The organism is Leisingera sp. S2M4 (assembly GCF_055398055.1).
In genome coordinates, this window is sequence record NZ_AP040861.1 from 1,537,731 (window position 1) to 1,550,203 (window position 12,473).

Annotated in this window: 16 protein-coding genes and 1 tRNA gene; 13 read left to right on the forward strand and 4 right to left on the reverse strand. The window is 65.5% G+C overall.

Annotation, left to right across the window (positions count from 1 at the left end):
• Window positions 1–45: 45 nt before the first annotated feature.
• Window positions 46–1,326 carry an urea ABC transporter substrate-binding protein gene (gene urtA, locus ACZ52D_RS07490; RefSeq protein WP_464443026.1) on the reverse strand — a complete coding sequence of 427 codons (1,281 nt, stop codon included), beginning with the start codon at window positions 1,324–1,326 and terminating at the stop codon, window positions 46–48.
• Window positions 1,327–1,758: 432 nt separating this feature from the next.
• Between urtA and ACZ52D_RS07495 the strand changes: the two genes are divergently transcribed.
• The 9 genes from ACZ52D_RS07495 to ureG all read left to right on the forward strand — a co-directional run bounded on the left by ACZ52D_RS07495 (window position 1,759) and on the right by ureG (window position 7,177).
• Window positions 1,759–2,556: an urease accessory protein UreD gene (locus tag ACZ52D_RS07495; RefSeq protein WP_464443027.1), complete on the forward strand. Its 798-nt coding sequence runs from the start codon at window positions 1,759–1,761 to the stop codon at window positions 2,554–2,556.
• Between the two features lies 1 nt (window position 2,557).
• Entirely contained in the window at window positions 2,558–2,860 is a 303-nt protein-coding gene (locus tag ACZ52D_RS07500; protein ID WP_369929844.1) for an urease subunit gamma, read from the forward strand.
• Window positions 2,861–2,880: 20 nt separating this feature from the next.
• A complete protein-coding gene (locus ACZ52D_RS07505; RefSeq protein ID WP_417475469.1) occupies window positions 2,881–3,042 on the forward strand; it encodes a hypothetical protein in 162 nt (53 codons plus the stop codon).
• Window positions 3,039–3,344 carry an urease subunit beta gene (locus ACZ52D_RS07510; protein ID WP_464443028.1) on the forward strand — a complete coding sequence of 102 codons (306 nt, stop codon included), beginning with the start codon at window positions 3,039–3,041 and terminating at the stop codon, window positions 3,342–3,344. Before ACZ52D_RS07505 ends, ACZ52D_RS07510 begins: the two co-directional genes overlap by 4 nt.
• Complete coding sequence (gene ureC / locus ACZ52D_RS07515; protein WP_464443029.1) at window positions 3,344–5,053, forward strand: urease subunit alpha; 1,710 nt, start codon at window positions 3,344–3,346, stop codon at window positions 5,051–5,053. The genes ACZ52D_RS07510 and ureC overlap by 1 nt, the downstream gene beginning before the upstream one ends.
• 149 nt (window positions 5,054–5,202) lie before the next feature.
• Window positions 5,203–5,430, forward strand: coding sequence for a DUF1127 domain-containing protein (locus tag ACZ52D_RS07520; RefSeq protein WP_464443030.1), 228 nt, complete (start codon window positions 5,203–5,205; stop codon window positions 5,428–5,430).
• A 43-nt stretch (window positions 5,431–5,473) separates the two neighbouring features.
• Window positions 5,474–5,914 (forward strand): urease accessory protein UreE, encoded by a 441-nt coding sequence (gene ureE, locus ACZ52D_RS07525; protein WP_464443031.1) that lies wholly within the window; start codon window positions 5,474–5,476, stop codon window positions 5,912–5,914.
• Window positions 5,898–6,551: an urease accessory protein UreF gene (locus tag ACZ52D_RS07530; protein ID WP_464443032.1), complete on the forward strand. Its 654-nt coding sequence runs from the start codon at window positions 5,898–5,900 to the stop codon at window positions 6,549–6,551. Before ureE ends, ACZ52D_RS07530 begins: the two co-directional genes overlap by 17 nt.
• Entirely contained in the window at window positions 6,548–7,177 is a 630-nt protein-coding gene (gene ureG / locus ACZ52D_RS07535) for an urease accessory protein UreG (RefSeq protein WP_369929837.1), read from the forward strand. Before ACZ52D_RS07530 ends, ureG begins: the two co-directional genes overlap by 4 nt.
• Before the next feature lie 13 nt (window positions 7,178–7,190).
• On the opposite strand, the gene ACZ52D_RS07540 is transcribed toward ureG, so the two are convergent.
• Genes ACZ52D_RS07540 through ACZ52D_RS07550 form a run of 3 tightly spaced genes read right to left on the reverse strand, consistent with a single transcriptional unit; the run spans window position 7,191 to window position 9,880 of the window.
• Window positions 7,191–7,838: a class I SAM-dependent methyltransferase gene (locus ACZ52D_RS07540; protein WP_464443033.1), complete on the reverse strand. Its 648-nt coding sequence runs from the start codon at window positions 7,836–7,838 to the stop codon at window positions 7,191–7,193.
• A gap of 5 nt (window positions 7,839–7,843) precedes the next feature.
• Window positions 7,844–9,061, reverse strand: coding sequence for a BtaA family protein (locus tag ACZ52D_RS07545; protein ID WP_464443034.1), 1,218 nt, complete (start codon window positions 9,059–9,061; stop codon window positions 7,844–7,846).
• Between the two features lie 15 nt (window positions 9,062–9,076).
• Window positions 9,077–9,880, reverse strand: coding sequence for a UDP-2,3-diacylglucosamine diphosphatase (locus tag ACZ52D_RS07550; protein ID WP_464443035.1), 804 nt, complete (start codon window positions 9,878–9,880; stop codon window positions 9,077–9,079).
• A 137-nt stretch (window positions 9,881–10,017) separates the two neighbouring features.
• Here ACZ52D_RS07550 and ACZ52D_RS07555 point away from each other — a divergent pair.
• From ACZ52D_RS07555 to lptC, 4 genes are all read left to right on the forward strand, one after another.
• A tRNA-Leu gene (locus tag ACZ52D_RS07555) sits at window positions 10,018–10,104 on the forward strand.
• Window positions 10,105–10,269: 165 nt separating this feature from the next.
• Window positions 10,270–10,884 carry a ribonuclease D gene (locus ACZ52D_RS07560; RefSeq protein WP_222454449.1) on the forward strand — a complete coding sequence of 205 codons (615 nt, stop codon included), beginning with the start codon at window positions 10,270–10,272 and terminating at the stop codon, window positions 10,882–10,884.
• The gene (locus tag ACZ52D_RS07565) at window positions 10,881–11,849 is read left to right on the forward strand and encodes a KpsF/GutQ family sugar-phosphate isomerase (protein ID WP_464443036.1); all 969 of its coding nucleotides are present in this window, start codon (window positions 10,881–10,883) and stop codon (window positions 11,847–11,849) included. The genes ACZ52D_RS07560 and ACZ52D_RS07565 overlap by 4 nt, the downstream gene beginning before the upstream one ends.
• 24 nt (window positions 11,850–11,873) lie before the next feature.
• A complete protein-coding gene (gene lptC, locus ACZ52D_RS07570) occupies window positions 11,874–12,473 on the forward strand; it encodes an LPS export ABC transporter periplasmic protein LptC (protein WP_222454447.1) in 600 nt (199 codons plus the stop codon).

Consider the following 12,473-nt stretch of genomic DNA (forward strand, 5'->3'; position numbering starts at 1 on the left):
CGTCCCGGTGCGGGGCGGGCCGCCGGGCCCACCCCGCCGTTCGGGTCAGTAGTTCGACAGCGTCTGAACGCAGGTCTCGGTCTCGGTGTTGTACATGCCGCAGCCGAGATCCTTCCAATCCGACTTCAGCACCGCCGATTCCGGCAGGTAGTCGGTCCAGGCATCGCCCGGCACCACGTCGGTTTCGCTGATGATGTCAAACTGGCCGTCCGCCTGGATCTCGCCGATCAGCACCGGCTTGGCCAGATGGTGGTTCGGCAGCATCACCGCGGTGCCGCCAGTCAGGTTCGGGTATTCCTGCCCGTACATCGCCGCGCGCACTGCGTCGACTTCGGTGGTGCCCGCCTCGGTCGCGGCGTTCACCCACATGTTGAAACCGATGTAATGCGCCTCCATCGGATCGTTGGTCACCCGGTCTTCGCCCATGGTGGCTTTCCAAGTCTTCACAAACTCGGCATTGGCCTCGGTGTCTGCCGACTGGAAGTAGTTCCAGGCCGCCAGATGGCCAACAAGATTGGCGGTATCGAGGCCCGACAGCTCTTCCTCGCCGACCGAGAAGGCGACGACCGGAATGTCATCCGCCGACACGCCCGCCGCCGCGAGTTCCTTGTAGAAACCGATGTTGGCGTCGCCGTTGATGGTCGAGATCACGCCGACCTTCTTGCCGTCCGCGCCCAGCGCCACCACGTCGGCGACGATCTTGGACCAGTCGGAATGGCCGAAGGGCGTGTAGTTCACGAAGATATCCGAATCCGCCACGCCCTTCTGCTTCAGGTAGCTTTCGAGAATGTTATTGGTGGTCCTGGGGTAGACATAGTCCGTGCCGAGCAGAGCAAATTTCTCGACCCCCAGTTCCTCCAGGAAATAATCGGTAGCAGGGATGGCCTGCTGGTTCGGGGCCGCGCCGGTATAAAAGACGTTCTTCGAGGACTCCTCGCCCTCGTACTGCACCGGGTAGAACAGCAGCCCGTTCAGCTCCTCGATCACCGGCAGCACCGACTTGCGGCTGACGGAGGTCCAGTTGCCGAAGATCACGTCGACCTCATGCACGGTCAGCAGCTCGCGCGCCTTTTCGGCAAACAGCGGCCAGTCGGAGGCCGGGTCGACCACGACCGCCTCCAGCTGCTTGCCCAGAAGGCCGCCCTTGGCGTTCTGCTGGTCGATCAGCATCAGCATGGTGTCTTTTAGCGTGGTTTCCGAAATCGCCATCGTGCCGGACAGCGAGTGCAGCACGCCGACCTTGATGGTGTCGTCATTGGCCAGCGCGGCAGTGGCCATGGCAGCGAAAACGACCGACCCGGCGAGCGTGGATTTGAGAGATGTCATGTAATCCTCCAAGCGGGGCCGGAACGGAGGGCTTGCGCGCAGGCGCAGTCTTCCTCTACCTGATCCCCGCAACTGTTGTTGCGATCCGTGCGGCGGTTGTTGTCGAGGTCCAAGTCGCGCAGCCGCCGCACACCCCCCGGGCGTTGTCGCCTCTCTGGGTGGCTCCACGCTCGCTGCATTGCGGCGAACTTGGCAACAGGCCCGAGCCGCGCTGGCGGAAATCAGCGGCCTCTGCCCAATTTTTCATCCCGCAGCAGGGCTTTTGTCCAAAAAACGGTCACCCACAGGGGAATTGGCCCCGCCGCTGCACGCCACATTGGCATTCGCGGGACCCAGCGGGGAAACAAGAGGCACCGAAAGATTTCCGACAGGTGCCCGATTACACAGCTTGCCCCCATATCCCCGCACGCAGCCGCGCCCTGCGCACCGGCGATGCCGCCGCGGGCGCGTGGCGCAGTTCAGCTTGGCAGCAAGCGGCTTGGCCAGCGCTCTGTGCTGGACGGCTTGCGCCAGTCGGGATCCTTCAAATGCCTGTTTCCGCGCACCACTTCGGACGCGCTGGAGGCAGTGCTGCTGAACACCGCGGGCGGGATCACCGGCGGCGATGCCTTTGATCTGGCGGCACAGGCCGGGGCGGATACCACGCTGACCTTGACCACACAGGCCTGCGAGCGTGCTTATCAGGCGCAGCCCGGCCCCTACGGGCAGGTCCGCAACCAGCTGACAATCGGCCCCGGCGCACGGCTGAACTGGCTGCCGCAGGAGACCATCCTGTTTGAAGGCAGCGCGCTGGACCGGCAGTTACGGGCCGATCTGGCCGAGGATGCCAGCCTGCTGCTGGTGGAGCCCATGGTGTTCGGGCGCGCCGCCATGGGCGAGCGGCTGAACCGCATACGGCTGCGCGACCGGATCGAGATCCGCCGCGCAGGTCGCCCCGTCTTTCTGGACGCGATGCGCTTTGCCGGTGATCTCAGCGCGCATGTGGCCCGGCCGCATGTGGCGAACGACGCCGGTGCGATGGCACTGATTGTCTTTGCCGCCGCCAGTGCCGAAGCCCAGCTGGACCCGGTCCGCCGGATGCTGCCCGATAGCGCCGGCGCCAGCCAGCTAGCCCCCGATCTACTGGTGATCCGGATCCTCGCGGCCGACAGTTTCGAGCTGCGCCGCGCCATGCTGCCGGTGCTGCGGCGGCTGAACCCCGACCCTCTCCCCCGATGCTGGATGATATGACATGAACCTGACCCCGCGTGAAAAAGACAAGCTGCTGGTCGCCATGGCCGCCGAGGTCGCCCGCAAACGGCTGGCGCGCGGCGTGCGTCTGAACCACCCCGAGGCCATCGCCCTGATCACCGATGCTGTGGTCGAGGGCGCCCGCGACGGCCGCTCGGTTGCCGACATGATGCAGGCCGGCGCCGAGGTTATCCGCCGCGAGGACTGCATGGAGGGCGTGCCCGAGATGATCCACGAGGTCCAGGTCGAGGCCACCTTCCCCGATGGCACCAAGCTGGTCACCGTCCACAATCCCATCCGCTAACCCGTCATAGGAGTCTCCCCATGAACCGCATCCTGTTTCCCGCGCTAATCCTCTCCGGTCCCGCGATGGCCCACAGCCAGCCCCATGTGCACGCCCATGGCATCGATTACGCCACTTTGGGTGCCGGCCTGGCGGTGGTGGCCGCGATTGCCGTCTTCCTGCTGTCGAAGCTGCCGAAATGATCCCCGGCGAGCTGTTCCCGGCCGCGGGCGAAATCACCCTGAACGCGGGCGCCAAGGCGGTGACGCTGATGGTCGCAAACACCGGCGACCGCCCGGTACAGGTCGGCTCGCACTATCATTTCGCCGAAACCAACCCGGCGCTGGAGTTTGACCGTGCCGCGGCACGCGGGCTGCGGCTGGACATCGCCCCCGGCACCGCCGTGCGGTTCGAGCCGGGCCAGCGCCGCGAGGTGCAGCTGATCCCGTTCGGCGGCGCGCGCCGCATCTTCGGTTTCAATCAACAGGTCATGGGGGCGCTCTGATGCCGGCAACAATCAACCGTGCGGATTACGCCGCCATGTTCGGCCCCACCACCGGCGACAGGCTGCGGCTCGCCGACACCGATCTGGTGATCGAGGTGGAGCGCGACCTGACCACCTATGGCGAGGAGGTCAAGTTCGGCGGCGGCAAGGTGATCCGCGACGGCATGGGCCAGTCGCAGGCCACCCGCGCCGAGGGCGCGATGGACACCGTCATCACCAATGCGCTGATCGTCGACCACTCCGGCATCTACAAGGCCGACGTCGGGCTGAAGGACGGCCGCATCGCCAAGATCGGCAAGGCGGGCAACCCGGACACCCAGTCCGGCGTCGACATCATCGCGGGCCCCGGCACCGAGGTGATCGCCGGCGAGGGCCGCATCCTGACCGCGGGCGGCTTTGACAGCCACATCCACTTCATCTGCCCGCAGCAGATCGAGGATGCGCTGCATTCCGGCCTGACCACCATGCTGGGCGGCGGCACCGGCCCGGCCCATGGCACGCTGGCCACCACCTGCACCCCCGGCCCCTGGCATATCGGGCGAATGCTGCAGGCAGCGGACGCCTTTCCGATGAACCTCGCCTTTGCGGGCAAGGGCAACGCCTCGCTGCCCGCCGCCATCGAGGAACAGGTGAAGGGCGGCGCCTGCGCGCTGAAGCTGCACGAGGACTGGGGCACCACCCCCGCCGCCATCGATTGCTGCCTCGGGGTGGCGGACGCGATGGACGTGCAGGTGATGATCCACACCGACACGCTCAATGAATCCGGCTTTGTCGAACATACGGTCGGCGCCATGAAGGGCCGCACCATCCACGCCTTCCACACCGAAGGTGCGGGCGGCGGCCATGCGCCGGACATCATCAAGATCTGCGGCGAGAACCACGTTCTGCCCTCCTCGACCAACCCGACGCGTCCCTTCACCGTGAACACCGTCGAGGAACACCTCGACATGCTCATGGTCTGCCATCACCTCGACAAGTCGATCCCCGAGGACGTCGCCTTTGCCGAAAGCCGCATCCGGCGCGAGACCATCGCCGCCGAGGACATCCTGCACGACATGGGCGCGTTTTCGATCATCGCCTCCGACAGCCAGGCCATGGGCCGGGTGGGCGAGGTGCTGATCCGCACCTGGCAGAGCGCCGACAAGATGAAGAAACAGCGCGGCCGACTGCCGGAAGAGACCGGCGACAACGACAACTTCCGCGTCCGCCGCTATATCGCAAAATACACCATCAACCCGGCCATCGCGCATGGTCTCAGCCACGAGATCGGCTCAATCGAGCCCGGCAAGCGCGCCGATCTGGTGCTGTGGAACCCCGCGTTTTTCGGGGTTAAGCCAGAGATGGTGCTGTTGGGCGGCACCATTGCCTGCGCTCAGATGGGCGATCCCAACGCCTCCATCCCGACGCCGCAGCCGGTCTACAGCCGCCCGATGTTCGCCGCTTTCGGGCGGGCGGTCGAACATTCCGCCGTCACCTTCGTCTCCGAGGCCGCGCAGGCAGATGGGATCGGCGACCGCCTGGGGCTCGCCAAGCAGACCGTGGCAGTGCGCAACACCCGCGACATCGGCAAGCGGGACCTGCGGCTGAACACTGCCACCCCGCAGGTGGAGGTCGACCCCGAAACCTACGAGGTGCGCGCAGACGGCGAACTGCTGACCTGCCAGCCCGCCGAAGTGCTGCCGATGGCGCAGCGGTATTTCCTGTACTGAAATCATGCATCAGGAGCATCAGATGATCAAAAATCCGGCATTGCGCTGCACACATCCCGGCTTTGCGGCGACCGCCCTACCAATTGCTGCACCTGCAGCATATGTTCTGAGCCATAGGGAGGAGTTCACTGGTAAAGGAGTGATCTCCAATGGCAAACTACGCAACGCAAACCACCGCACCGGCCTTCGATCTGGCGGGCTTCCTGCGCCGCAGCGCGTCGGCAATCGGCAAGGCTTTCGTGATGATCTCGGAATCCAACGCTCGCATGCAGGCGGTTCAGCGCCTCAACGATATGAGCGATGCGCAGCTGGCCGAGCGCGGCCTGAAGCGCGAGGACATCGTCCACCACGTCTTCCGCGACACCTATTACGTCTGACGGATCTGCAGTCCAGCGTCCGGTCCCAACAGGGAGAAGCCGGATGCTGACTGCCCGCGTATACCACGATCATGCACACGGCCAGCCGGATGGCCGGGTGTCACTCGACTACGATGGCCGCTTCCTGCGCCGCAAGATGCTGACCACCGACGCCGGCGAGGCCTTTCTGGTCGATCTGGCGCAGACGCGCTCACTTGACCATGGCGGCGTGCTCCGGCTGGAAGATGGCCGCGAGATCGAGATCATCGCCGCCCCCGAGGAACTTCTGGAAGTGCGCGGCGAAAACCTGTTGCGGCTGGCCTGGCACATCGGCAACCGCCACACCCCCTGCCAGCTCGAAGCGGAACGGCTGCTGATCCAGCGCGATCACGTGATCCGCGACATGCTGCAAAAACTGGGCGCCGAGCTCCGCCAGGTGGTGGAGCCCTTCACCCCGGAAGGCGGCGCATACGGCCACGGGCGGACCCATGGCCACGCCCACTGACTCTGCCATCCTGACGCTGACGCAATGGCTGTCGCCTGCCTATCCGGTGGGCGGCTTTGCCTATTCGCATGGGCTGGAGGCGGCGATTGATGTTGGCACCGTGGCCTCGGCGCAGGAGACCGGCGCGTGGATCACGGATGTTCTGGACCATGGCTCGGGCCGGTCCGACGCGCTGTTGCTGACGGCGGCCTACCGCGCAGAAGATGCTGGCGAACTGGCCGAAATCGACGCTGCCGCCCGCGCCTTCTGCGCCTCGGCCGAACGGCTGAAGGAAACGGCATTGCTCGGGCAGGCCTTTGGCACCGTCACCGGCGATGTCTGGGCGCTGGAGCTGGCCGGGCTAACCTATCCTGTCGCTGTGGGGCGCGCCGCGCGGCTGCAGCATCTGCCGCTGCTGCTGACCACGCAGATGTTCCTGCAGGCCTTCGCCGCCAACCTCGTCGCAGTGGCCACCCGGCTGGTGCCGCTGGGCCAGACCGACGCCCAGCGCCTGACCCGCGATCTGACGCCGCTGTGCGCTGAGATTGCCCGGCAGGCGCTGCAGGGCAGCCTGCAAGATCTGAGTTCCACCGCCTTCCTCGCGGACATCGCGTCCATGCAACATGAAACCCAATATTCAAGGATTTTCCGGACATGAGCAGTCAAAACGGCCCGCTGCGCGTGGGCATCGGCGGCCCCGTCGGCGCCGGCAAGACCACCCTGACCGCTGCCCTTGCCGAGGCGCTGCGCAACCGCTGTTCAGTGGGGGTCATCACCAACGACATCTACACCCGCGAGGACGCCGAGGCGCTGATGCGGATGCAGATCCTGCCGCAGGACCGCATCATCGGCGTGGAGACCGGCGGCTGCCCGCATACCGCCATCCGCGAGGATGCCTCGATCAATCTCGCCGCGGTGGCAGAGATGCAGGCGCGCCACCCGGAGGTCGACGTGGTGCTGATTGAAAGCGGCGGCGACAACCTGTCGGCCACCTTCAGCCCCGAGCTGGCAGATCTGACTCTCTATGTGATCGACGTCGCCGCAGGCGAGGAAATCCCCCGCAAGGGCGGCCCGGCGATCACCAAGTCCGACCTGCTGATCATCAACAAGACCGACCTCGCGCCGCATGTCGGCGCCTCGCTTGAGGTGATGGAGCGCGACGCTGGCCGGATGCGGAAGGGACGGCCCTTCGTGTTCTCCGCCCTGCGCCACCGTCAGGGGGTGGCGCAGATCGTCGATCACCTGGTGCAGATGGGCGGGCTGCAACTGGCCGAGCCTGCATAAGGCGCGCGCGACCTCAGCCCGGCCGCTGCACCACCCCGTATTGCGCGTAGCCGCGGTACAGCTGGCGGTGCTGCACGCTGCCGCCGATCGCGGCGGCGGCGCGGTTCAGCGCCGCCTCCAGCTCCAGCCTCGGGGTGACGTGGAACCGGCCCAGCCAGCGGTTCAGCCCGCGTCGGCACCACATTGGCCAGCCGTGCAGATCGGAGAAATCGACCACATGCAGCTGCCCGCCCGGCGCCAGATGGGCGCAGGCCATGTGCAGCGCCGCCTGCCAGTCCGGGATCATCGACAGCCCGTAAGAGATGAACACCCGGTCGAACTGCGCCCGCCGGAACAGCTGCCCGCCATCGAAGTGGCAGGCATCGGCCCGCGCCAGCTGCACATGGTCGCCCAGCTTGGCGCGGGCGGAATTCAGCATCTCGTCCGAGATATCCAGCCCGTAAAAGGCGCTGTGCGGATACTTCCGCGCCGCCAGATGCAGGTTGCGCCCGGTGCCGCAGGCCACCTCCAGCACATGGGTGCCCTGCCCCGGTGCCAGCCCGGCAATCAGCTGGTCGCGCCCGAACAGGTAATACTTGCGTGTCACATCATAGATCAGCCGCTGATGGCGGTAGGTCTCGTCCATCAGCGCTGCGTGGGATCGGGAAACGGTATCCAGCATCGGCATCACCCCTGAAACCGGTAAAGATGGAAGCCGCCGTAGATGGCGGAGCGGTCAGCTGCGGTGCCGCGGGCAGCCCCTTCGGCATCGTACTGCCAGCGGTCGAGAATCTCGGCACGGACCCGCCCCGGCAGGATGTCCGCCGCGCCGCCGGTTCGGAATATGACGCGCGCGCCGGGGCTGGCGGTGCGGGTGATCTCCTGCCACAGCGCGTTCAGCTGCGCGTCGTTCATCCAGTCCTGCGCATCGAGCAGCACATACCCCTGTTTCGACCCCGTCGGCTCTGCCGCCAGCAGATCGGTCAGCGAGCGGTTGACCAACCGCCCGCGGGCTGCATGGAGGCGCAGCGCGGCAAAGTTCTGCGCCTGCAGATAGGGCGGCAGCGACGCATCCGGTGCCGGGTCGTAGCAGCGGCCAAAGGCCTGCCAGGCAAAGTAATTTTGCCGGATCGGGAAATCGCACATCAGCTTGCGCACCCGCTCGCGCAGAACCGGCAGCACATCGCCGCCGCCATCCGCGGCCAATTTGTCATACTGCGCGGGTGGAATGCCGAGACCGAACAGCGAGGCGCGAAAGCCCGCCAGCAGGCGCACCAGCCGCATATCGAACAGCGGCGCGATCTTTTGATCAAAGAACGCCCGCTGCTCTGCCAGGGTGCGCGCCGCCAGCAGCGGCGCGAAATCCACCTGCCCCAGCCGCGCCACCAGATGCACCGCGCCCAGAAAACGCCCCAGCAGCCCGTGGCGGTAGAACCCGGTCTGAAACACCGAGATCCGTCGGCGCAGCAGGCGACGGCCGTCCCAGAACGCCCGCGTCTCCGGGTCCAGATGGTCCCGGATGTAGCGCTCGTACAGGGCGCGGTTGGCCTCCATGTCGGCGCGGCCAAAAAACTGGTAGAAGGCCGCGTGGTCGGGCAGCGCCTGCGCCGCCGCCAGCTTCAACCGGCCCAGCGCCACATGGGCGGGCGACAGATCCACCCCGGTGACAGAGGCAGGCCCGGCGGCCAGATAGGACAACAGGTTGCAGCTGCCCGAGGCGATGCAGACCAGGTTGTCCTGCGGCGTAATCTCCAGCGCCTCCATGTCCACCGCCGGATCCTCCCAGATCTGCGGATAGACCAGCCCCAGAAACAGCCGGGAGAACAGCCGCTCCAGCCGCCCGGTTGCCGCGTCGCTCTCTTGCAGCACCGCTGCATCCAGCTGTGCCTGTGCGGTCATCGTCATCTAACGCGCGTCCCTTCAAACATTTTCCAGTTGCCTTTGCCTGCGCCGGGCGCGCCTGGCCCGGTCGCGGTGCCGCGCCTTGCGGGCGGTATGCTCCCAGTCGATCAGCGCCAGGCGGCCGTCCTCCAGCTCCACCACCGCGGTGCAGCTTTCGACCCAATCGCCGGTGTTCACATAGGCGATCCCGTCCAGATCGCGGATTGCGGCGCTGTGGATATGGCCGCAGATCACCCCGTCATAGCCGCCGCGCCGGGCCTCGGCGCTCAGCACCGCTTCGTATTCGCTGATGAAGTTGACCGCCTGCTTCACCTGGTGCTTGGCCCATTTCGACAGCGACCAGTACTGCCCGCCCCACAGGTGCCGCGCCCGGTTGATGTGGGTGTTGAGCCACAGCATGAAGTCATAGGCCCGGTCCCCCAGATGGGCGAGCCAGCGGGCATTGACCACAACCGAATCGAACTGGTCGCCGTGGGTCACCAGGTAGCGCTTGCCGTCGGCGGCCGTGAAATCGGCGCTGCGGCAGACCTCGATGCCACCGAAATGGGTGCCAAGGTAGGAGCGCAGGAATTCGTCATGGTTGCCGGGAATCAGGTAGATCCGGGCACCACCATGGGCCTTTTCCAGCAGCGCCTGCACCACGTCGTTATGTGCCTGCGGCCACAGGAAGCCCTTGCGCCGGATCCGCCAGGCATCGACGATATCGCCCACCAGGTAGTATTGCGCGGCCTCATGTCGGTTGAGGAAATCCAGCAGCAGATCGGCCTGGCAGCCCGGTGTCCCCAGATGAATGTCCGACAGGAAGATCGTGCGGTATTTCACAGGTCTGACCCCGGCTGGTTGCATGCCTTCAGACCTAAACCACGCGCATCACAGAACCATGACGCTGCGGCGGCGTGATCGTCGTTTTCCGTTTGACGACCCCTGAAAACCTGCTTATACGCGCCTGCACGACACCTGCCCAGGTGGCGGAATTGGTAGACGCGCTAGCTTCAGGTGCTAGTGTCCGTATGGACGTGGAGGTTCGAGTCCTCTCCTGGGCACCATTCCCCGATAAGCGACACCTACAGCCATGCCGATCGGCAGCCCGATCAGGCATATGTAAACCAGTCGGCTTCAGCGCAGTTGAGTTTGACAGCCAAAGTGCCTATTTCCACTGCAATGCTGCCAATCGTCGCTGCCGACGCGGTGATCATCTAAAGGGAATTCCAGTGGCCAACCACCTGTACAAGAACGACCTGCCCGACGGGCTGGACCTCGGTCCCGTTGTTGCCATCGACTGCGAAACCATGGGATTGAACCCGCATCGCGACCGGCTGTGCGTGGTCCAGCTGTCCGGCGGGGATGGCGACGCCCATATCGTGCAGATCGCCAAGGGACAGACCGAAGCGCCCAACCTGTGCCGGATGCTGGAAGATCCCGATGTGCTGAAGCTGTTCCACTTTGGCCGTTTCGACATCGCCGCACTGTACCACGCCTTTGGCGCGCTGACGGCCCCGGTCTATTGCACCAAGATCGCCAGTCGCCTGGTGCGCACCTATACCGACCGCCACGGGCTGAAGAACCTCACCCAGGAACTGCTGGGCATCGACATCTCGAAACAGCAGCAGATGAGCGACTGGGGCGCCGCCGAACTGAGCGAGGCGCAGCTGGACTACGCCGCCTCGGACGTGCTGCACCTGCACCGGCTGCGCAATGCACTCGACAAACGGCTGGCCCGCGAAGGGCGGACGGAAATGGCCCAGGCCTGTTTCGACTTCCTGCCGATGCGCGCCAAACTTGACCTGGCCGGCTGGCCCGAAATCGACATCTTTGCACACTCATGACCGATACAGAAAAGTTCCTGCACACCGCCCGCCAGGTGATCACCGACGAGGCCAACGCCCTGAACGTCCTGGCCGAGAGCCTTGACGACCGGTTTGCCCAAGCGGTGCAGATGATCCTCGAGGCCAAGGGCCGCATCATCATCAGCGGCATCGGCAAGTCCGGCCATATCGGCCACAAGATCGCGGCGACCCTCGCCTCCACCGGGACGCCCGCCTATTTCGTGCACCCGGCCGAGGCCAGCCATGGCGATCTGGGCATGCTGTCACAAGGCGACGTCGTCCTGGCGATATCGAACTCCGGCGAGGCGCCGGAGCTGGCGAACCTGCTGGCCTTCACCCGCCGCTTCGGGATTCCGCTGATCGGCCTGTCCTCCAAGATGGACAGCACCCTGATGAAACAGGCCGACGTTCACCTGCAAATTCCCTCGCTGGGCGAGGCCTGCGGCTTCGGCATGGTTCCGTCAATCTCAACCACGCTGACGCTGGCGATGGGGGATGCACTGGCCATCGCTCTGATGAAGCACCGCGATTTCCGGCCCGAGAACTTCCGCGACTTCCATCCCGGCGGCAAGCTGGGCGCACAGCTCAGCAAGGTGCGCGATCTGATGCATGCGGATGAGGCCCTGCCGCTGGTTGCGGGCGATGCCCCGATGGCCGATGTGCTGATCGAAATCAGCCAGAAGGGCTTTGGCGTGGCCGGTGTGGTTGCCGCCGATGGCGCCCTTGCAGGCATCATCACCGACGGCGACCTGCGCCGCCACATGCAGGGGCTGCTGGACAAGACCGCTGCCGAGGTAATGACCGCATCTCCCGCGACCATCGCTCCGGATTCCATGGCCGAAGAAGCCGTGGCCGTGATGAACAAGCGCAAGATCACCTGTCTGTTCGTGACGGATGCTGCCAGCCAGCAACGTCCTCAAGGCTTGCTGCACATCCACGACTGCCTCCGCGCAGGCCTGGGCTGACATCGGGCCACGGGAGGTCAGGACATGGACAGCCACTCCAGAGCCGTCGCCTATCTGAAGGTGCTGATGCCGCTGGCGGCCCTGGCGCTGATGTCGACCCTGTTCCTGATCTCGCGCGGCAGCAATACCGAGGCCGTCATCCCCTTTGCGCAAAAGGAAATCGAGGACCGGATGAAAGGCCAGCAGGTGACTGCGCCTTTCTTCTCGGGCACCACGGCGCAGGGGGATGAAATCATGGTCTCGGCCGCCCTCGCCCGCCCTGGTGGAGCCGACGCCCCTGCGGTGGCTAGCGAAGTGTCGGCAAATTTCAGGCTTGCCCGTGGCGGACGGATCACCCTGGCGTCACAGACCGGATCGATACAACCGGGCCAGGCCACGGCCGAATTCACCGGTGGTGTGACCATCACCTCGACACAGGGGCTGATCGTGGAAACCGAGACGCTGAATGCCGCTCTCGACGGGTTGGAAGCCAGCAGCCCCGGTCCGGTGCAGGCCACCGGGCCGCTTGGTCGACTGACGGCGGGCAACATGCGGATCTCCTCCGAATCTGAGGATGGGACGGTCCATATGCTATTCAAAAACGGGGTGAAGCTGATATACGATCCCCAGCAACCGGAAAGATGA